The sequence below is a fragment of the Alkalihalobacillus sp. NPDC127517 genome (assembly GCF_050276055.1).
Classification (GTDB): Bacteria; Bacillota; Bacilli; order Bacillales; family Bacillaceae_D; genus Alkalicoccobacillus.
The window spans coordinates 202,000-223,142 of the sequence record NZ_JBNNQX010000002.1 but is presented as its reverse complement, the minus strand read 5'-3'; the positions used below and the strand labels follow the sequence as shown (position 1 = coordinate 223,142).

Below are 21,143 nucleotides of genomic sequence, written 5' to 3'. Positions count from 1 at the left end.
AACTGTGGAGTATAAAACGGTGTTATTTTCACCTGCTGTTATTAAAAGACAAGCGTCTATAATTGAAGATACATTAAATGAGTTAGCAAGCGAGGGCTGGCAATTACATAGCTTTGCGCCTCAATCTGCAATGGGAGGAACAGATGCGAACTTAGCTGTATTCACTCGAGAAGAGCGTTAAGCAGGACGAATAATTATACGGATCAACTTATATATGCTGTACAGCAAGATGTATGCCCCCGAAACAAGGAAAAAGCCATTTAAAAAAAGAGCATGGATGTTTGTCATAAATACCGTCTGGTTTATTAGAACCTCATAAATGGCGCTAGCTGCTATACTGCTGAATACAAGTAGGCAGAGGAGGGCTATAATATCAAAAATTGAGCGAAACATGCTCCACTTTCTTTGAACAAGAAACATAGTCGTTGAGACAATCACGCTTACAATAAAACTAATAAAAAACATCTATTCCTCCTCCTAATCATCATTGTATTCCTACTTTACCCTAAACCACATCAGTTAAGACATTCTCACTAATAGTGATTTTTCAAAAATAACATCACATCTTCACAAAATATTGATACGGAGTTTAGAGTTTCTTTAGAATCATGGTTCATTCTAATGGTAGGACAAATAGATGGAGTGAATGGTTTGAAAAGAAGATGGATAGCATGTATTGCATGCTTAATAGGTTTACTTGGGCTATTTTCGTTACAACTTTACTTTCAAGCTGAATCAAAGGAAGGGATGTTAGATCTTTCGAATGAATCGCTTAATGACATTCGTTTAGATACGCCAATTACGGAGTTTGAGCCATCTAAGCTTATCATCGTTAACGATATAGGCTCTGAGTTCGCTCACACATTTGAATATGAACAGATGTTACTTTCCTTTGATTCTTCTAATCAAGTTGTTCATATGACTTCATTAAATCCTGAGGTGAAGACAAGTAAAGGGATATCACTTGGGGCTCCGCTTGAAGACGTAATTAGCCAATATGGTGAGGTGTATGAAGAGAAGGAAGAAGAGCCTTACGTGCAACAAATCATTTATTGTGATTCGCAAGTTGAACTTTCATTTTATCTTACAAACGATATCGTTGAACGAATGGAGCTTTATTTGATTCAGTAACTCAACAAGGAGTTGGAGACATGTATGATGTCCCCAACTCCTTTAGCCTAGGTATCTATATTCAGGATGGGTAATTCGGTTCTCAAGGTATGCAGATTGCCTAGCTCCTGGGAATCGTTCTTCATTAAGCGATTTAATGATATCCGCACCTGGCGAAATCCCAATTCCATGACCAAAATACAAGTCGTAATCCATCACAATCGTATTTTCTCCCCGCCATTCGGGGGTAGCTGGATTAAAGTCAGGATTATTAAAATACACACAATCCCCTGGTAAAAATTCAGAGCCTGAATGACTTATTAAATGAAGATCCTCGTCATATCTCCACGAATATAAGTAAAGCCCTCTAAACAACTGATTAAATGCAGTGGCGCCGATTGAATCCAAGGTAGCTTTATAGAAGATAATAATGATTGCCACAGCACATTCAAAAGAATACAAGCGACCATTATTAAAGATATCGTCTATCCCCCTTTGAGGAGTAATAGATGGCTTGAGAAGAAATCCGCCCTCTCTTGTAAGCGTCCAAAGTGCCTGGTTACAGGTTGAATGATCAAAGTCAGCAAACCCGACTCCACTTGTAGCTAAGTCATAAGATGCTTGCGTTGTATTCGCTCTGACTTTTACCTCAAAAAGTAACTCCTCCATTGATTGAAAGGAATACATCGTTTGGTTTGTAGCGATGCTACTTAGCACCGCTCGACGTTTTGAAGACAGTGGCATTGTATTTAACTGGGCATCTGTTGTCAATTTTCCGGCAATCGTAATCATACAAGCCTCCTTTCCTGCGAGGGTTCCATCTATCTGTATGAATCTGGATTAACGACTAGACCAAAAAAAGAAGCATCCAATTAGGACACTCCTTCGGTTGGTTCTTTTGACGGTTTGTTTGAGCGTATGACGAAACTTAATGCACCTATGATGACAGGGCTGTAGGCTGTGAGAACTCTCCAGAGTAAAAGGCCAACAAGTAAATCAGTTTGTCCGATGATCGTACCAAACAGCAGTGTAAAGCTGTATTCCCCTGCACCACTTCCCCCTGGAGTAGGAATGACTGAGGCAAACATCATAATGAACGCATGAAATGCAATTGCACTAAAGAAACTTAACTCACTATATCCTAAACTTAGAAAAACAAAGTAAGGAACAATCAAAAAGAACAACAGCTGTAAGATGGTGTACAGTGAACATTGACTGAGGAGCGCCTTCTCATGGATAAGTCTTCTGCTCTCATCGTGGAATGTAAGTACTTTTTCATTTAAAGACAGTCGCCATTTTTCAGCTAGTGCTTTTTTAAACAAAGAGATTGGATATATAATGAACCGTATGAGAAACAGTACCGATTTTTTACTAAAGCAGATCAGAAGCAAACAGGTAATGACACTCAAATTAACGATAAAACCAATCAAGATAAAGTACTTCATGTTTGGGACACTGGCGGTTAGGTCTTGATAACCAAACACAAGTAATCCAAGAAAGAGAAATACTAAAATCGTCTGAAATAAGATAAATTTAATAAGCAGCACAGAGCTTGCTTTACTAACCTCTACCCCACGTTTAAATAACATGAACAATTGTGCGGGCTGCCCACCAGTAGAGGAGGGGGTAATATTATTAAATAACAAACCAACCATTGTGATTTTAAATGTAGAACCGAATCGCACTTTCGTTTTGTCTGTATTGGTCATGTTATGTAGAACAACGGCTTCAAAGAACCAGCTTAATATGATGGCACCAGCCCCAGCGAAAAACCAGCCCAGCTGTATGGTTGCGAGTTCGTCTTTCACGTCATACCAGCTTAGCTTACGGAAGATAAAAAAAAGAACCCCACCAGTAATGAGCATTAGTAAGGATATATTTAGTAGGTGACTTCGGACCGACTTCATTTTGTTATACCCTCAAGACCATGGTAAAAGTCTTGCCAAATATTCGTTAATCGCTCTTCAGAGTAGTGATACGCTCCCTTAGCCGCAGATAGCCTTGCCGCTTCATAATAATCTGGATTATTCTTTAATTGAATGATCTCCTCTACAAATCCTTCAATAGACGTTGCTTTAAGATAGTAGTCAAACAGGATGTCTTCATATAATTCTAAATCTCTAAGTAATATAGGTCGTTCGCAGCTCATCCCTTCTAAAATAGTCATTGGAAAAAGCTCGTGAAACGATGGGAGGAACATCACATCGGCTAGGTTAAAATACATGTTCATTTGGTTACGATCAACGATTCCAGTAAACAAAACGTTTGTTGGTGGATTGTCTACGATCAACTTAAGCTCTTTATATCCAGACGTTATTTTTCCAAATGAAAATCCCCCAACCCAGATGAATTGAACATCAGGAAGCTTCTTAGCCACTTCTATAAAATCAATTACACCTTTGCGCTGTTGAATTTGTCCTGCTCCAAGTACTGTGAATGCTTTAGAGGGAACATGTTGATCTTTTAATTGGTTTCTGTCAACCGTAGCCATAGGATAAAACGTTTGGCTTGATACAAAATTTGGGATGTACTCAATTTTTTCTTTTGAAATTCCGTATGCTTCTAGCTTCGAAATAAATGCGGGATTCACAACAACAAGTTTGTCCATTCGTTTGTAAAAAGAAATGAGGTACGAATAGAAAAAACGTCTAAACCACTTAGGCAGCTGAAGACTATCATCAACCGTTTCAGGAATGAAGTGTACATAGCCAACTTTTATTCCGCGTTTCTTTGAAAACGTTGATAAGTAAAAGGGCAGATCCACTGTATGGTAATGAGAAATATCTGCATGACGATACGTATTTAGCTTCATATCATACAAGTCTGTTTGGTTTGACAATAAATTTATTAGTTCGCGATAAGCTGAAGCAACGCCTTGCCCTTTTACTTTTTCAGCTGATGAATACATCGTTAATCGAATCATGAGAGTCTCTCTTTCTTGTTAAGTGTTCGAAATGAGTGATGCGATGTTGCGTAGGAATAAACAGCTTCTTCATAAACTTGTTCAATCTGATTAGCAAAATGCTCAGCAGATAAGCGCTCAATATGCCGTTTAGCCTGTTGCTTAATGGAACGAAATTGTTCTGGTTGGTTTAGAATGTGAATGAGTGTTTCAGCTAATTCATGATCCTCTTGAAAAAGAAAGCCCGTTTTTTGGTCAATCAGAAGCTCCTCAATACTTGGATCTTTTTTTGCTACGACTGGCAATCCCGAAGCCATTGCTTCAATATAGGTTAACCCTTGAGTTTCAGAAGTAGACGCACTTAAGAATAAGTCTGCCATTTGATAGTACGCTGGAATATCAGACCAAGGAATGGCCCCTGTAAACCTTACATACTCAGTTAATCCTAATTTTTTCGTCAATTGCATGAGTTCTTTCTTTTCAGGCCCATCACCCACCATTACAAGCTTTATTGAAGGCTGCTTTAGAAGAAGGGCTGGAAGTGATTCTATTAATGCTCGCATATTTTTTTCTTGAGCGATTCTACCTACACTTAATAAAACCGTATCAGTTGATTGAAGCTGTAGCTTTTCTTTTAAAAGGTGGATGATTTCAGCTCGTTTAAAGTCACGCTTAAAGGTTCCAAAATCAATGCCAGTTGGGATGGTGCGGATTGATCCGCGAATATTGTACTGCTCTAACTGTTTTTTAACCTTTTCTGTAGGAGCAATAACAGCATATGTTTTTTTACAATAAAGACGCGATAAGATTCCTACTAGGGAAGGGGGGATTAACTTTCCTTTTGCAATGTAGTGTAAGTAATCTTTATACATCGTATGATACGTATGGATACAAGGAAGATGATATTTCTTTGCTAGCATTTTTCCCATTACACCCATAGAAAATTCAGTATGCGTATGAATAAGGTCAATTTCTAATTTCTCGATTAAGTGAGAGGCTCTTGATAACCCCGCAACAGCTAAGCGACGTTCTGGTACAAACAAAGCTCCTAAGCTAGGGAAACGAAAAACCTTCCCATTTTCTTCAAGTAGGTCAGCATGGGAATCTGAAGAAGTAAAAACGTACACATCGTGACCTCTTTGTTGAAGATATTTTTCAAGAACCATAATTGAGGTAGCGACACCATTAATTTGTGGATGGTACGTATCGGTAAACAATGCAATTCTCATGGTTAATAACCCCCTTTTTAAGAACAGTTAATTAGATGTAATGTAGAAATGAGTATTTATAGAATACGATAATTAAATAGAAGCTTAAATCCATTATTCTTTCAGAAATCTTACAAGCATGTAAGATATGTATGCGTAAAATCAAACCATGATTAATAAGATAGCATAAAAAATGGTTGTTATTTCTCAAGCTTTTCTAAAGTTTTAATCAAGAAATTATGTAAAGAAATTATTTGTTATCGGTGATGCTGTGTATTAATTGTATAGTACACCGACACAAAATAAAACGCAACCACTTATTGGAAGTGGTTGCGTAGGTTGATATAATAATATTATGTAAACGCAATTGGAGTTAAAAAGACGAATGATCCTGTACCATTCGTCCCTCTATTTTAGTCATTAAGCACCTTTTTATAGTTAAGAAGGAAGAGCTTCGGTATGTTTACATGCTGGGAACGTCGTACAGCCATAAAATGGACCCCGTTTCCCTGTTCTTTTGATTAGGGGAGCGCCACAACGTTTACATAGATATGGGGAATGGATTTGTCTATCAAATTCGAAAAAGTGTGCCAATCATTAAAATCATCTGATAAGATGAAAGAAAAAGCGTTAAAGGAGTTTTCATGGGGAATTATCAGTTATTAAATGTAGCAGTTGGAAAGCCAAAGGTTATGCAATACGCAGGTAACCAGGAAATGAGTACAGCTATAAAAAAACAATCAACAGAAGAAGTGTTACTTAAAGTAGATGGATTTGACGGAGACGGAGTTGCTGACTTAAAGCATCATGGTGGAGTAGAGCGTGCGGTTTGTTTTTATGCGGATGAGCGCTATGAATACTGGAATAACACATACGATAATTCTCTTGATAAAGCAGCCTTTGGTGAGAATTTAACCGTTAAAGGCATGCTTGAAGAGGAGGTATGTATTGGGGACATCTATCAAATTGGTGAGGCGGTCGTAACGATTACACAGGGGCGCGTCCCATGTAACACCATTGATCGTAGTACAGGGCTTAAAGGGCTGTTTAAACAGATGATTGAAACCGGTTATACAGGTTACTTCGCCAAAGTTGTAAAAGAGGGTATGATCAGACCAGACTCGTCGATTCAGCTTAAGGAAAGAGGAAAACACAGGATTTCTGTACTTCAAGCAAATCGTTTGTTTTTTCAACAAATAAAAGATCTGAATCAAATGGAGTTACTCTTACAACAAGAGGTTTTAGCTGAGAAGTGGAGAAGCCACTTTGAACGACTGGCAGCAAAATTTAATAGTTGATCTTTAATGCAAACATTGAACTAATTTCAGTGTTTGCTTTTTTGTTTGGCTAAATTCAAATAAGGGCAAAGAGTGTAAACAGTTTTAGTTTTTCAACATTTTATCAAGTGAAGGTTTTCTCTTGTATGTAGGGGGACTGATTATGTCATACTAACAAAAGGTTCAAGCGTACTTAGTACTTAGAACCGGTTATGTTTGAAAGGAAAGGAAGGATCATCTTGAAATATGTTATTGGAGGACTAGGGTTACTCCTCTTTTTAGTCATTGCCTGGCTTGCAAGTAGTAATAAAAAGCAGGTGAAATTACGTCCAATCATTATTATGATTGTCTTACAATTTATTTTAGGATATATACTACTCGTTACGAGTGTTGGACAGTTTATAATTAGTGGGATAGCTAACGGATTTGAACAGTTGCTGAACTATGCAGCTGAAGGAATTCAATTTGTGTTTGGTGGTTTGATGAATCCAGGAGAGTCTCCATTCTTCATGAATGTTTTATTGCCAATTGTATTCATCTCAGCATTAATCGGTATCCTGCAGCATTGGAGAATACTACCGTTTATAGTAAAGTACATTGGATTTGCGTTAAGTAAAATAAATGGGATGGGAAAGTTAGAATCATACAATGCGGTGGCCTCAGCTATATTAGGGCAGTCTGAGGTGTTTATCTCCTTAAAAAAACAGCTTCATTTGTTACCAAAACACCGGATGTATACGCTGTGTGCGTCCGCAATGTCTACCGTATCAATGTCAATTGTTGGAGCATATATGACATTAATTAATCCGGCTTATGTTGTAACGGCGATCGTCTTAAATTTATTTGGTGGCTTTATTATTGCATCCATTATTAATCCTTATCAAGTATCAGAGGAAGAGGATTTGATCGTTGTAGAAGATGAGGAAAGACAGTCCTTTTTTGAAATGCTTGGTGAATACATAATGGATGGGTTTAAAGTAGCCGTTGTGGTTGCTGCCATGCTTCTTGGTTTTGTCGCATTAATTGCGATGATTAATGGAATATTTAATGCAGTCCTCGGTATTTCATTCCAAGACTTACTTGGTTATATCTTTGCTCCATTTGCATTCCTAATGGGTGTGCCATGGAATGAAGCGGTGTATTCGGGTAGTATTATGGCAACAAAGTTAGTCTCAAATGAATTTGTCGCCATGCAAATCCTATCTGAAGGTGCTGGTTCATTAAGTGACAGATCAGAAGCCATTGTTTCTGTATTTCTTGTTTCTTTTGCAAACTTTTCATCCATCGGAATTATATCTGGTGCGGTAAAAGGATTAAATGAAGAAAAGGGGAACATGGTTGCCCGATTTGGCTTAAAATTATTGTTTGGTGCCACATTAGTAAGCTTTTTAACTGCAACTGTTGTTGGGTTAATCTATTAATTAAAAGCTGCAAAACATTAAATGTTTTGTAGCTTTTTTAAATTTTCATACCGTATTGTGCTATGATTGATAAAAAAATCCAATGGCGGGTGGCGTATGATTCGTAATAAATGGTTTCTTTTTAGTTCTATACTTATTTTTATCGGGCTGATGATATACCGGCTTCCTTATCCGAATATTCGATTTATTGGATCTGGATCAAATGATGTGTTTGTTTTTAATCTTAGCGGCCATACAGGTGTACAATGGCTAGAGTGGATTTCTTTAATCCTCTATATCATTTCAATTGTTCTTTTTGTTCGCTCGCTCACTTATCATCGTGCCGTTCTCACCGTCTTGATGGTCATCATTATTGGTTGGTTGCCAATGAGAGTGGTCGAACTTTATCAATATACCTTTGCCACTGGGGTTGATGCTGTCACTTATAATGATGAGGAATCCTCTTGCACGTATGATGGAAGAGATACAATGTGTGTGGTGGAACTAAAAAACCATTCATCAGATGACGTAGAATTTCTTTTAAATATCTATGATTTTGATTATGAGTGGAATGAAGTGTTTCTGTTAGACGATTGGGAACCAATTCAATTAAATCCTAGGGCCACTCACAAGATTGAAATTAATCGCAAAGCTTCTGATGAAGTAGACATGAGTGGATATTCAAATCAATTCAACATTCAAATTCAAGATGATGACAAAAAACGAGATTTATAAACTATGAGCTCACACAAGACACTATTGTCTCGATGTGATACTCTATAACATAATGATAACGCTTACTAAGGGGATGGTACTTTGAGTTATGTTGCATCTGAAAAACGATATTCTGAAATGCCTTACCGCCGAACTGGAAGATCTGGCCTTAAGCTACCTGCTTTATCACTCGGACTTTGGCATAATTTTGGTGGGGTTGACTCATATGAGAATGGGCGTGCGATGTTAAGAAGCGCATTTGATCAAGGCATTACTCACTTTGACTTAGCAAACAATTATGGTCCTCCCGCAGGTTCGGCGGAAGAAATGTTTGGACGAATCCTTCAAACGGACTTTGCACCATACCGGGATGAATTAATTATTTCCTCAAAAGCCGGCTATTACATGTGGCCAGGACCATATGGTGAGTGGGGTTCTAAAAAGAATCTGGTTGCAAGCTTAGACCAAAGTTTACAACGAATGAAATTGGATTATGTTGATATTTTCTATTCACATCGACCAGATCCAGACACACCACTAGAAGAAACGATGGGTGCCTTGCATCAGATTGTTCGTCAGGGGAAAGCACTCTACGTTGGGATCTCAAGCTATAGTCCTGCCCAAACAAAAGAAGCAGCTCGTATACTAGCTGATTTAGGCACACCCTTACTTATCCACCAACCAAATTATTCGATGTTAAATCGCGGAATAGAAGATGACTTAATTGAGGTGCTTAATGAAAATGGGGTCGGATCCATTGCATTCTGTCCATTAGCTCAAGGGCTCTTAACGAACAAATACTTAGACGGTTCTGTACCTCTTGATTCACGAGCAGGGGGAGCGAGTCATTTTTTAAGTGAAGAACAGATCAATCAAGATCTGGTAAAACGCTTAAACCGTTTAAATGAGATTGCACATGAACGAGGACAAACGCTTGCGCAAATGTCTTTAGCCTGGGTGCTCAGAGAAGGTCATGTTACTTCCGCTTTAATCGGGGCAAGCAAAGTAAGTCAAATTAAAGAAAATGTTCAAGCACTTCAAAACGTATCATTCTCAACTGAAGAATTAAAAGCAATTGATTCAGTTCTTCAATAATTCCTTTTGTGCTCTAAACATAGTTTTACATGGGTTTACAGCACTTTTTGTTGACTCTTACCTACACGATGACTACCTCTCTTCCGATATATTCTTCATACGCTGATAGATAGAGAGGAAGTATGGAATGGATTTTGTTGAAGGATTAACAAGAAATATGTCATTTTTGAAAAAAGCGTTCAAAGGAGAAGTAGCTTTGAGCCTTTTTGATGAAGAAAAGATTTTGTATTTTAGCGGTAGTTCTACCCTTGATATTCAAGCGAAAGCAGGGGACCCGCTCGTTCAAGGGTTTGAAAATTTTAGTTGCATTGAAAATAAAGGTGTAACGTATAGCGAGATTCCTAAAGAAGTTTACGGACACGTCTATGATATTACGTATATTCCTTTTTTAGATGATGATAATCGCATCGTGGCCGTTTTAAGTATGAATAGTAGTCGCAAGGAATTGGATCATATTGAACAATTAATGGGTGAAACCTCAGAGATCTCTGATCAACTTCTTAGTGGGATTCAGCAGGTTGCTGCCCATTCACAGCAATTATCGGCAACCTCGGATCAATTATTAAAAAATGCTGTCAAAACGGTTGATGAATCTAACGCAGTGTCTGAGGTTACGAATTTCATTGGGGATATTTCAAGGCAAACGAATCTCATTGGCTTAAATGCAGCGATTGAAGCCGCTCGCGTGGGGCAAGCAGGTGCTGGATTTGGAGTCGTTGCAACAGAAGTTCGCAAACTTTCAGATGAGACAAAAAAAGCAGCTAATCAAATTGATGAAACATTGTCCAAGATTCAAGGTTCCATCAAACAAATGCAACAGGAAATTAGTGATATAACTGACGCATCAAATGATCAAGCTCAATTAGTGACAGACTTTATGAAAAATATAGAGTTGCTTAATGAGCAAAATCAGCAATTTAAGCAATACGTACACTCTTTAAACAATATATAAGAAAAAAAGGCCTTCTTAGTGAGAATTCATTAGGAAGGCTTCTTTTATATTTGTAAGATGCTGTTAACTAAATAGATGAAATAGCCGATACAAAAGAAGTATTTCGAGAAAGGGGTAAATAAGATGTCAATCGTTGAAGGATTAGTGGCAAGTATGCCATTTATAAAACAATTATTTAAAGGGGACGTCGCGTTATCTGTATATGATCATGAGAAAGTATTATATTGGTCTGACAGTGAATCGCTAAAAATTGGGCAAAAGCCAGGGGACCCTTTAGTCGAACCTCATACAAATTTTAAAGATATTAAGAATAACGAGGTAACATACGGAGCAATTCCAGAAGAATTATTTGGAGTAGCATTCGATGTGGTATTCGTTCCAGTAAAAGATGAGGCAGGACAGATTGTTGCGGTTCTAACAGCGAATTTTAGCCATAAAAACAAAAAGAAATTAACTGAATTAATGACTCAGACTTCATCGATTTCGGATAATTTACTGAGCGGAATTCAACAAGTGGCTGCGCATTCTGAACAGCTTTCAGCAACCTCAGATCAATTACTAAAAAATGCAATAAAGACAGTCGATGAGTCAGGAAGTGTAGCTGAGATTACGAACTTTATTGGCGATATCTCAAGACAAACAAACTTAATTGGCTTAAATGCAGCAATTGAGGCTGCACGAGTTGGACAAGCGGGTGCTGGATTTGGCGTTGTAGCGACAGAAGTTCGTAAGCTTTCTGACGAGACAAAGAAAGCGGCGAATCAGATTGATGAGAACGTATCAAATGTTCAAAACTCAGTAAAGCGAATGCAAGAAGAAATTAGTGAAATTTCGAGTGCTTCATCTGATCAGGCACAATTAGTTGCTACGTTTATGGAAAACATTGAACTTCTTAATGAACAAAATAAACGATTCGAGAAATTTGTTCAAACCTTAAGTAACGAATAATGTCATCCTAATTACATAATCAAACAACCGGCAAACCTCACATATGTGATACGTTTGTCGGTTGTTTATAATGCTACATATTAATAGAGTTGTCGTTGCTCTAAAGCCGATAAATGACAGTTCCTTATTTGCTGTAATTGCTCCTTATACCATTCAGGTAAAGGAAATGATACAACTTGTTCCTCACTTGTCCATTGGATAACTGCATCGTCAACCAGTAAGTCTAATATCTGGTAAAGTTCCTCGCGTTCCAATGAATGCTCTATAGAAAACTCATGTAGAGTTGTCGCTCTACCTAATTCGCTATTGGTGTAAACATGGTTTTTTATGATTTCTTTTTTTCTTATGATCGATCTCATTCTCTAGTCCCCCGCGATCAATTATTCTCATTAACAAATATTCTATTAATTCCTTCTATTTCCTCTATATTTCTTCCGACAGTTATATACAAAAGGCTGTAGGTGTTTCGACGAATTATGACACTTACTTAAAAAAATTTAGAAAAACTTGAGAAAGAAACAAACGTAATTATGCTATCTTAAAAGAAGTTTAAAGAAAGATATTGAGCGGAAAGCGGGAATTTTTATGAGCAAAAAAAGTCTAATTTGTATCATCATAGTGATGCTTGCACTAATCATGTTTCCGGTCACTGTGAAAGCAGAGAATGAAAGAGACTTATCCATTCAGATGGATATCGGCTTTGAAAATAAAGCAAACCCTTATACTGGATTCCCCGTTGTTGTCACGATAAACAACGTAAGTGATCGAGATATATCGGGAGATTTGGCCTTCAGCATTAATCCTTCTTATTCAACAGAACCGACAGACTTTATAAAGTCTGTTGATGTACCTGCTCAATCAGAAGTTTCCTTCACTGTAAGCATTCCTAGTTTCGATTACACGGCTATGTCTGGATTTGGGAATGGTACTACGGTTAAGACGATTCGATTTTACGAGGGCGGCTGGGACGATGGAGAGGAACTACTGTTTGAAGGGAAAACGCTTTTAACAGCTACTGGAATGAATAACGATGACTTAGTGATTGGAGTTCTTTCTCCTTCTATAGAACGGTTCGAATCGTTAAAGTCGATGAAGCTTATAGCAGATAATCGATTTGAGGTAGTGGAGGTTAAAGCAGAAAAAATTCCTGAGTTAGGGACAGGATTAAATATGTTATCTGTTTTACTTATATCCGATTATGATTTGAATCTTTTAAGTGAAACGCAACAAAGGGTCATTGCTTCATGGGTGAATGAAGGAGGAACCTTATTATTAACAGGAGATGTTCAGGGAATCGCGCAGTCAGTATTTGCCACTGAGCTCCCTATGCAAGGGTTAGAAGAGGAAATAGCTGCAAACGCAAGTTTCCTAAAGAAACTAACGAATATAGATTACACCGAGGATACAGTTCAATTATATACAGGCAGTCCTCGTGAAGCTGCCATTATTCATGTGCAAACCGAAGACGAGGATCCCGTTTTAATCAGTACTAAAAGCGGGAAAGGTGAAATGGCTCAATTGTTAGTTAGCCCAACAGTAAATGATCTCGAGGATTGGGACGGGGCAGAAAAAGCATGGAGTCAATGGTTTAACCCATTTGTTAAAAACGGTTCAACCTTCTATGGAGCATCAGAATATGAAAATTATGGGAACTCCTTTACGAGTATCTCGAATTTATTTCCTTCTTCCTTTATTCCAATCCGAAATCTAGTCATGATATTTGCTGGATACGTTCTGATTTTGTGTCCATTGATTTATTTTATTTTAAGGAGAGCAGACAAGCGTGAGCATGCTTGGTGGATTCTTCCGGCTATTTCACTTTTTCTTTGCTTTGCTATATTTATTGTGGGTGGAAAGGACCGAATTAAGGATCACCAATTAAATGAAAATGTAGTTATGCGGTTAGACCGTAATGGCGCTGGATATGGTGTTGGTAGTGTATCGTTTTTAAATAATAAAAAAGGGACCTATCTATTATCATTTAAAGACCAAGATTTTGCACCAGTCCCATTGATTGATAGCATATACTTTAATTCTTTTGACAGGAAAACAAATTCGAGTGTGGTCCATCTAGATAAAGAGCAATTACTTACTTTTCGAGACCGAGAATTCTGGTCCATCTCTAATGCCGTTGGAGCAATTTCAAATGTAGAGGCTGGGAATTTTGAAACAGATTTAACGTTCAAAAATAATGAGGTTGAAGGAACGATTACAAATCGGACAAATTTTGATTACGAAGCTGTTTACTTCATGGCAGGGACAGAGAAAGTTACACTTGGCCCTCTTGCAAAAGGAGAATCGAATCAAGTTTCGTTTACATTAGCAGGCAAGACGTTATTTACACCTATGAGTACTAGTTATCGCTATGAATTTGAAGAAGATTCAACATTACCAGAGCTTGTTGAAAACGGTCTGTTTGAGGCTTCCTTCTCTGAAGAGGTATATTCAAAAGGGTTGCCAGCTATTGCTGGTTTGTCAAAAGACTCGATTCTACATCCGTTATTAAATGGAAGCGAAGGAATTCTTCAAGTCAACAACTTAATTGTTCAGCCTGTAGATGTTCAATCTGAACAACAAGGTCAGCTTTCATTAGATAATAAAGATTTGATGCCTTCAGGATACAGTTTTACTGGTGATATATACTTTGAAGAGGAAGTATCTTTAGGTGAACGAACCATTTTTGCTGAAAACGGACAATATGAGCTAATGTTTACAGTTCCTACTGATTTATTAGAGGATTCCTTTATTTTTAACGAAATGAGCCTTACTGTTTTAAGTGAAGCGGAAACTATTTTTCAACTATATAATGTGAAGGATGAATCATATGAGGAGATTACGGGTGGAGTGACATTTGATGACCCTTCAGACTATATCGATGATTGGGGAGACATTCAAATAAGAATGAATAAAAATGACTCCAGAGATACTCTAAATATTCCTCAGATTAACTTGAAAGGTGAATTTAAGAATGATTGAAACCATCTATCTCACAAAACGTTATGGTTCGTATACGGCACTTAATGAACTTTCGATTCATGTAAAAAAAGGGACGGTTTATGGGTTGGTTGGACAGAACGGAGCAGGGAAATCAACAACCTTTCAAATTTTGGCTACGTTAATGGTTCCAACATCAGGTACGGCGCTTATTGATGGAATAGACGTTATTCAGAATCCGACAGACGTTAGACGGAAAATTGGGTATATGCCGGATTTCTTTGGTGTATATGATCAGTTACGAACGTCTGAGTATTTAGATTTTTATGGTGCGAGTTACGGACTGTCTATTAACGAACGTAAAAAGCTGATTCCAGAATTACTAGAGCTTGTTCAATTATCCCATAAAGAAAATGATTATGTTGATGTGCTCTCTAGAGGGATGAAACAGAGGCTTTGTTTAGCAAGATGTCTTATTCATAATCCTGAAGTACTTATTTTAGATGAGCCGGCATCGGGCCTAGACCCTAGGGCTCGAGTTGAAATGCGTGACATTCTACGGAGCTTAAAGTCTATGAATAAAACCATTATTATCTCTTCTCATATTTTGCCGGAGCTTGCAGAGATGTGTGATCAGATAGGAGTCGTAGACCAAGGAACGTTGGTCGCAAATGGGACTGTGAGTGATATTCATGATAAGCTACAGCAACAAAAAGTCATTCACATTCGGACGTTTGGGTCCCAGCAGGAGGTCATAGCCTTTTTAGAAAGGGAAGAGGATGTAATCAGCATTCAACCCTTAAAGGAAGGCGAAATTGAGTTTGAATATAAGGGCTCTGATTTTGATCAGAAGGACCTGCTAAGGCGAGCAATTGAAGCGCAATTGCCATTGTTGAGCTTCAACCAGGTTGACACGGATTTAGAGGATATCTTTATGGATATCACAAAAGGAGTGGACAACCGATGAATAAGTGGATAAACAATCCTGTTCTAACGAAAGAAATAAAACTAAGGTTCCGTTCATTTAAAAGCTATCTAGGCATTGCTATCTACTTAACAGTGCTTGGTTTACTAGTGCTTGGATATATGGGTGCGTATATGAGCTTTGATACAAATCATGCCTTCCAGCCTGCGGAAAGTAGGGGAATCTTTCTAGTCCTTTGTTTGTTTCAACTCGCTTTATTTATTTTTGTGACACCAGGATTAACAGCAGGTGTCATTAGTTCTGAAAGGGAACGTCAAACATTACCTATTTTACTTACAACGGCTCAATCATCGTCTGTCATTATTATAAGTAAAATGATCGCATCGCTTGCTTATTTAATGTTATACCTAATTGCGTCTTTGCCTTTATACACAATGGTATTTCTTTATGGAGGCGTTTCTCCGTCACTATTACTTTCTTCCATTGGATTATTTATTCTTACGATGATAACGATCGCAGCCATTGGCATTTGGACATCGACCTTTTTTCAGAAAACCATTGTTTCGATGGTTTCGTCATATGGGCTTGCTTTTTTTCTAACAGGCGGGTTTGCGATCATTACATTAATGATGAGTATCTTTGGAGATGCCTATACAATAGACGGGGCGAGCTTTCCATGGCCATTCATCTTAGCATCCATTAATATTCCGATTATGCTCTACGGATTGTTTGATCAATCTCCAATCATCATGCTTCAAGAGTACGCGGATTGGAACATCAGTCCGTGGTGGTTTTTTGCAAGCTTTTATGTATTGCTTATTTCACTTTTATTAGTTACTGCCATCCGTAGGTTGAGACCTCGAATGAAAAAGACAGGTTCAACACCACAAAACGAATAGTTTAGGTAAATTAGAGTTACAACTATATAAGATGACGTTTTCATTGATCAGCTTGTCGCCATCTTGCCAAGCTGATTTACTTTTTTTAAAATTAGTAAGCAGAGAAATTTCTAAAAATACGATTTTGCTGTATACTAATTGAAGTTTGGTAGTAAAATTACTTCCTTACATAACTAAAAGTAAAGAATGAACTATTTTAGTCAGAAAAGAGGTATCTTATGCAAAACAGTGAGCAGCCTAAATCAATTATTGTCATTTTTGGAGCAACAGGAGATCTGGCTAAAAGAAAGCTATTTCCTTCACTTTTTCGTTTATTTCAACAAGGAAGCATTAGCGAGCAATTTGCCGTTGTTGGGATAGGGAGAAGAGAATGGTCAGATGAGACACTCAGAAATCAAGTAAGAGAGTCCATCCAATCAGAAATTAAGGGCGATCATACGAACTTAGATGAGTTTTGTAATCAATTTTATTACAAGCCATTTAATGTAACGAGCCAGGAATCATATACAGATCTGAAAAACATGCTTGAAACACTGGATGAGCGATATCAAATTGGCGGCAACCGTATTTTCTATATGGCGATGGCCCCAGAATTCTTTGGAACGATTGCTCAGTATTTAAAATCAGAAGGTGTAACGGATACAAAAGGATGGACAAGGCTTGTCATTGAAAAGCCATTTGGTCATGATCTTCCTTCAGCAGAGAAATTAAACAGTGAGATCCGTGAAGCTTTCCATGAAGATGAAATTTATCGGATTGACCATTACTTAGGTAAAGAGATGGTTCAAAATATTCAGGTGATTCGTTTTGCAAATGCTGTGTTTGAACCACTTTGGAACAATCAGCACATTGCAAACATCCAAGTGACATCAAGTGAACAGCTTGGTGTTGAAGATCGCGGTGGGTACTATGAGAATTCAGGTGCTTTAAGAGACATGGTACAAAATCATTTAATGCAAATGGTTACTCTTCTTGCGATGGAACCACCTCTGCGACTTAGCACGGAAGAAATTCGCAGTGAGAAAATTAAAGTGTTACGAGCATTAAGACCGATACGAAACCAGAAAGTCATTGAATCATTTGTTCGAGCACAGTATGGTCAAGGATCATATAAAGGGGAGTCTGTTCAAGGGTACTTAAAAGAAAAAAATGTATCGCCAGAATCTCAAACTGAAACATATGTAGCCGGTAAGTTGTTAATTGATAATTATCGCTGGGCCGGAGTACCATTTTTTATTCGAACAGGAAAACGGATGGCTGCTAAATCAACAAAAATTGTGATTGAATTTAAGCCACAGCCACATAATTTGTATCACGATAAAGTTGAGAACAACGGAGCGAACTTACTTGTTATTCACATTCAACCCGATGAGGGAATGAGCTTAATGTTGAATGGCAAGAAGATCGGTACAACAGGTGATACAAGCCCAGTTAATCTAAACTATTCGAACAATGGTATTGATGGGATTAACACTCCTGAAGCTTATGAACGACTACTTTATGATTGCATGATCGGTGATGCCACAAACTTCGCACATTGGGATGAAGTGAATCTTTCATGGGCGTATATTGATGCAATAAGTGAAGCGTGGGATGAAGATCAAACCAAGCTTCCATCCTATCCATCTGGATCCATGGGACCAAAAGAAGCGGACGAACTACTTGAGGCTGACGGATTCAAATGGTGGCCAATCGAGGAAATGTAACATCTTTTGGAAAGAGCTTGAGACATAACTAAAAATCAACTAGAAAATGGCGGATGATTCGATTACAGAATCATCCGCCATTTATATTATTATTTGAACGAGCGGAGGGAGAAACCGCGACTCCTACGGAACAGGGCGTGTGGAAGACACTGTAGCGGATCATGTGCTTTATTCGTTCGTGTTTTGCTATTATTAAAATGAAAATAAAAAAGGTAAATGATTCAGTGACGAATCATTTACCTTTTATTTTTAGGTGTGAATCTTGTGCTTAAGACTCTAACCAATTTGTGTGGAACACGCCATCTTCATCTATACGTTTGTACGTATGAGCACCAAAGTAATCACGTTGAGCTTGTAGAAGGTTAGCAGGCAATGTTTCAGAACGATAGCTATCGTAGTATGACAGGGCACTTGCGAATCCTGGAGTAGGTAAACCAGTCTGAGCGGCTAGTGATACAATGTCACGTAATGATTGCTGATAGTTCTTAGCGATCTCTACGAAATAAGAGTCTAAAAGCAAATTGTTCAGTTTAGGTTCTTTTTCATATGCATCCATGATGTTTTGTAGGAAACCGGCACGGATGATACAACCACCACGGAAGATACTTGCGATTTGGCCATATTGGAGATCCCAATTGAATTCTTCAGATGCAATGCGTAGCTGTGAGAACCCTTGAGCATATGAGATAACTTTACTGAAATATAACGCTTGGCGAATGGACTCAATCCATTCTTCACGTGTTGCTTCAGCAGGGTTACCCTCAGCTTTTGGTAGAATAGTACTTGCCTTTTTACGTTCGTCCTTCATCGCAGACACAAAACGAGCAAATACGGACTCTGTAATAATCGGAAGTGGAACTCCTAGATCAAGTGAGTTTTGACTTGTCCATTTTCCAGTACCCTTTTGTGCAGCCGTATCTAAAATAACATCTACAAGAGGCTTACCAGTTTTCTCATCAACCTTTGTAAAGATATCAGCTGTGATTTCAATGAGATAACTATTTAGCTCACCATCATTCCATTCCTTGAATGTTTGATGTAGCTCTTCAGAAGACATGCCTAAATGCTCTCTCATTAACCAGTATGCTTCACATATCAGTTGCATATCGCCGTATTCAATTCCGTTGTGAACCATTTTTACGTAGTGACCAGCGCCATCTGGTCCAATATATGTGGTACATGGCTCGCCGTTCACTTTTGCTGCAATCTTTTCAAACATCGGACGAACAAGTTCAAATGCTTCTTTTTGGCCACCAGGCATAATGGAAGGACCTTTTAATGCTCCTTCTTCACCGCCTGAAACGCCAGTTCCGATAAAGTGAATACCTGATTTTGCTAGCATCTCATTTCGGCGAATGGTGTCTGTATAGTATGTATTCCCACCATCCATTACAATATCATTCGGTTCCAGGTATGGAACTAATTCATTAATGACAGAATCAGTAACGGCACCAGCTTGTACCATTAATAAGATCTTTCTTGGGCTTTCTAATGAAGAAACAAATTCTTGAAGGCTATATGTACCAACAAGACGTTCTTTTTTCTCGAGTTCTACGATGCGTTTTACACGTTCAGTTGAAACATCGTACATTGAAACGGAATACCCGTGGCTTTCAAAATTAAGTGCTAGGCTTTTACCCATTACGCCTACACCAATAATACCAATGTTTTGTTTTTCCATGAATCAAGTCTTCCTTTCTACAGCAAAATATCTATCTTTAAGAATATACCACAACCCTTGGGAGCGCTCAAATAATCAAGATTATAATCGGAAGGATACATCCAAGGCAGGCATTACATTTGCCTGTCTTGGTCCAATGATTGAGGTTTAACTGCTATAACAAGTAAAAAGGCTAACTTAGATGCGAGAAGTTGAGTAACGATCTGATGCTGTTCCCAGATTTTCTGTAATGAGGAGTCTAAAACATCAGAAGGGAAGAAGTCATTTTCATTATCAGTCTTTTGTTGAACGAAAGTTGAGATCGGTTCGACTTTCCATAATTCGATTTGTGAGAACCCACAAGTAGTTAACTGTTCTCGCCACTCATCAGGCTTTAGTAATTCATTTGTTTGATAAAGCTCCTTAAATGATAAACGTTCAGATTCTGTAGTTGGGTGATGTTGAACCATTTCATTTAGGATAAGTCGTCCCCCAGGGCGTAACACTCGACTAAATTCAGACAACGTTATGGGGATGTTTGTAAAGGCAGTGACCGATTCAGAAAGGATATAATCAAAATGTTCATTTAAAAATGGTAATTTTTCAACAGATGCTTCCTTTAATGTAACTTCCTGATCCTCCATATTAAACCGATTACGGGCTTTCTCAACCATTAAAGGATGATTATCTACTGCACTTACATGACAGTTAAAGGTAGAATAAAGGTATGATGAGGTTTGTCCAGTGCCACAACCCGCATCTAATATATGATGAGTAGGGGTAATGCGAAGCTGATTTATAAGGCTCTTTGTTAAGCGAAACCCTCCAGGATGAGCACTTCCAATTCCATATTCAGCCAAAAGATCCATATACGTATAATGCATCTTACACCTCTTTTTTTATACAGCCTATGCAATATTCAGAAAATCTGATACTTTAAATAAAAACAGAATAATCGAAGGATGATGACAAGTGCCAATGCTTTTTGTATACGGAACCCTTTTAAAACATGAATCAAATAGTCATTTGCTAGTTGGAGCGGCATGTATTGACGCAAGCTGCTTTATTTATGGGGAACTGTATGACACGAGTTTAGGATACCCTGCTGTGTGCGTAGATGAGACAAGCCATACTGTTTGGGGAGAGTTATATGAAGTAACAGATGAAATCCTACTTAAAATTGATGCGCTAGAAGGATACATAGGAGACGAACTAAAGAACGATTATAATCGAGCGCTGTTAAGTGTGTATCGTAAGGTTGGCGTGAGTCAAGCTCTAGTGTACGTATTCCCGGCGATAAAAACTGCACATTTATCATTAATTGAATCGGGTCGATGGAGAGAAAGAGTATGAAATGCACCTGTCGAATCTTGCTTATATAACAGCATGGTTACATGTATGACATAGTAAAGC

The 21,143-nt window shown here is 38.0% G+C and carries 21 protein-coding genes; 13 read left to right on the top strand and 8 right to left on the bottom strand.

Features of this window, described 5'->3' with window-relative positions:
• Positions 1-4: 4 nt before the first annotated feature.
• Both ACQKKO_RS03040 and ACQKKO_RS03035 read left to right on the top strand, forming a co-directional pair.
• Entirely contained in the window at positions 5-181 is a 177-nt protein-coding gene (locus ACQKKO_RS03040; RefSeq protein WP_498644198.1) for a DUF4177 domain-containing protein, read from the top strand.
• 470 nt (positions 182-651) lie between these two features.
• Positions 652-1,131, top strand: a complete 480-nt coding sequence (locus ACQKKO_RS03035; RefSeq protein ID WP_498644196.1) for a hypothetical protein — start codon at positions 652-654, stop codon at positions 1,129-1,131.
• Positions 1,132-1,173: 42 nt separating this feature from the next.
• Here ACQKKO_RS03035 and ACQKKO_RS03030 read toward each other — a convergent pair whose 3' ends face one another.
• The 5 genes from ACQKKO_RS03030 to ACQKKO_RS03010 form a co-directional block, all read right to left on the bottom strand.
• The gene (locus ACQKKO_RS03030) at positions 1,174-1,902 is read right to left on the bottom strand and encodes a protein-glutamine gamma-glutamyltransferase (protein ID WP_498644195.1); all 729 of its coding nucleotides are present in this window, start codon (positions 1,900-1,902) and stop codon (positions 1,174-1,176) included.
• Between the two features lie 80 nt (positions 1,903-1,982).
• Positions 1,983-3,017, bottom strand: coding sequence for a lysylphosphatidylglycerol synthase transmembrane domain-containing protein (locus ACQKKO_RS03025; RefSeq protein WP_498644193.1), 1,035 nt, complete (start codon positions 3,015-3,017; stop codon positions 1,983-1,985).
• Positions 3,014-4,033 (bottom strand): glycosyltransferase family 4 protein, encoded by a 1,020-nt coding sequence (locus tag ACQKKO_RS03020; RefSeq protein ID WP_498644191.1) that lies wholly within the window; start codon positions 4,031-4,033, stop codon positions 3,014-3,016. The genes ACQKKO_RS03025 and ACQKKO_RS03020 overlap by 4 nt, the downstream gene beginning before the upstream one ends.
• Positions 4,030-5,241, bottom strand: a complete 1,212-nt coding sequence (locus ACQKKO_RS03015) for a glycosyltransferase family 4 protein (protein WP_498644189.1) — start codon at positions 5,239-5,241, stop codon at positions 4,030-4,032. The genes ACQKKO_RS03020 and ACQKKO_RS03015 overlap by 4 nt, the downstream gene beginning before the upstream one ends.
• 417 nt (positions 5,242-5,658) lie before the next feature.
• Entirely contained in the window at positions 5,659-5,814 is a 156-nt protein-coding gene (locus tag ACQKKO_RS03010; protein WP_498644187.1) for a topoisomerase DNA-binding C4 zinc finger domain-containing protein, read from the bottom strand.
• Between the two features lie 50 nt (positions 5,815-5,864).
• Here ACQKKO_RS03010 and ACQKKO_RS03005 point away from each other — a divergent pair, with 50 nt between their 5' ends.
• The 6 genes from ACQKKO_RS03005 (at position 5,865) to ACQKKO_RS02980 (ending at position 11,606) form a co-directional block, all read left to right on the top strand.
• On the top strand, positions 5,865-6,518 hold the full coding sequence (locus ACQKKO_RS03005) for an MOSC domain-containing protein (RefSeq protein WP_498644185.1): 654 nt from the start codon (positions 5,865-5,867) through the stop codon (positions 6,516-6,518).
• A gap of 218 nt (positions 6,519-6,736) precedes the next feature.
• Positions 6,737-7,918: a NupC/NupG family nucleoside CNT transporter gene (locus tag ACQKKO_RS03000; RefSeq protein ID WP_498644183.1), complete on the top strand. Its 1,182-nt coding sequence runs from the start codon at positions 6,737-6,739 to the stop codon at positions 7,916-7,918.
• 96 nt (positions 7,919-8,014) lie between these two features.
• Positions 8,015-8,632, top strand: coding sequence for a hypothetical protein (locus ACQKKO_RS02995; RefSeq protein WP_498644181.1), 618 nt, complete (start codon positions 8,015-8,017; stop codon positions 8,630-8,632).
• Positions 8,633-8,713: 81 nt separating this feature from the next.
• On the top strand, positions 8,714-9,706 hold the full coding sequence (gene mgrA, locus ACQKKO_RS02990) for an L-glyceraldehyde 3-phosphate reductase (RefSeq protein ID WP_498644179.1): 993 nt from the start codon (positions 8,714-8,716) through the stop codon (positions 9,704-9,706).
• A gap of 127 nt (positions 9,707-9,833) precedes the next feature.
• Positions 9,834-10,658 (top strand): methyl-accepting chemotaxis protein, encoded by an 825-nt coding sequence (locus ACQKKO_RS02985; protein WP_498644177.1) that lies wholly within the window; start codon positions 9,834-9,836, stop codon positions 10,656-10,658.
• A gap of 123 nt (positions 10,659-10,781) precedes the next feature.
• Positions 10,782-11,606, top strand: coding sequence for a methyl-accepting chemotaxis protein (locus ACQKKO_RS02980; protein ID WP_498644175.1), 825 nt, complete (start codon positions 10,782-10,784; stop codon positions 11,604-11,606).
• Positions 11,607-11,686: 80 nt separating this feature from the next.
• Here the strand turns inward: ACQKKO_RS02980 and ACQKKO_RS02975 are convergent, their stop codons facing one another.
• On the bottom strand, positions 11,687-11,965 hold the full coding sequence (locus ACQKKO_RS02975; RefSeq protein ID WP_498644173.1) for a hypothetical protein: 279 nt from the start codon (positions 11,963-11,965) through the stop codon (positions 11,687-11,689).
• A gap of 226 nt (positions 11,966-12,191) precedes the next feature.
• Here ACQKKO_RS02975 and ACQKKO_RS02970 point away from each other — a divergent pair, with 226 nt between their 5' ends.
• The 4 genes from ACQKKO_RS02970 to zwf all read left to right on the top strand — a co-directional run bounded on the left by ACQKKO_RS02970 (position 12,192) and on the right by zwf (position 18,070).
• Positions 12,192-14,582 carry a DUF8725 domain-containing protein gene (locus ACQKKO_RS02970; protein WP_498644171.1) on the top strand — a complete coding sequence of 797 codons (2,391 nt, stop codon included), beginning with the start codon at positions 12,192-12,194 and terminating at the stop codon, positions 14,580-14,582.
• Positions 14,575-15,507, top strand: coding sequence for an ABC transporter ATP-binding protein (locus ACQKKO_RS02965; RefSeq protein WP_498644169.1), 933 nt, complete (start codon positions 14,575-14,577; stop codon positions 15,505-15,507). The genes ACQKKO_RS02970 and ACQKKO_RS02965 overlap by 8 nt, the downstream gene beginning before the upstream one ends.
• Entirely contained in the window at positions 15,504-16,364 is an 861-nt protein-coding gene (locus ACQKKO_RS02960) for an ABC transporter permease (protein WP_498644167.1), read from the top strand. Before ACQKKO_RS02965 ends, ACQKKO_RS02960 begins: the two co-directional genes overlap by 4 nt.
• A gap of 218 nt (positions 16,365-16,582) precedes the next feature.
• Positions 16,583-18,070, top strand: a complete 1,488-nt coding sequence (gene zwf / locus ACQKKO_RS02955) for a glucose-6-phosphate dehydrogenase (protein WP_498644165.1) — start codon at positions 16,583-16,585, stop codon at positions 18,068-18,070.
• Positions 18,071-18,338: 268 nt separating this feature from the next.
• Here the strand turns inward: zwf and gnd are convergent, their stop codons facing one another.
• Together gnd and ACQKKO_RS02945 are read right to left on the bottom strand one after the other, a co-directional pair.
• Positions 18,339-19,751, bottom strand: a complete 1,413-nt coding sequence (gnd, locus tag ACQKKO_RS02950; protein ID WP_498644163.1) for an NADP-dependent phosphogluconate dehydrogenase — start codon at positions 19,749-19,751, stop codon at positions 18,339-18,341.
• A 113-nt stretch (positions 19,752-19,864) separates the two neighbouring features.
• The gene (locus ACQKKO_RS02945; RefSeq protein ID WP_498644161.1) at positions 19,865-20,614 is read right to left on the bottom strand and encodes a class I SAM-dependent methyltransferase; all 750 of its coding nucleotides are present in this window, start codon (positions 20,612-20,614) and stop codon (positions 19,865-19,867) included.
• A 94-nt stretch (positions 20,615-20,708) separates the two neighbouring features.
• Here ACQKKO_RS02945 and ACQKKO_RS02940 point away from each other — a divergent pair, with 94 nt between their 5' ends.
• A complete protein-coding gene (locus tag ACQKKO_RS02940; protein ID WP_498644652.1) occupies positions 20,709-21,083 on the top strand; it encodes a gamma-glutamylcyclotransferase family protein in 375 nt (124 codons plus the stop codon).
• The last annotated feature ends 60 nt before the right edge of the window (positions 21,084-21,143 follow it).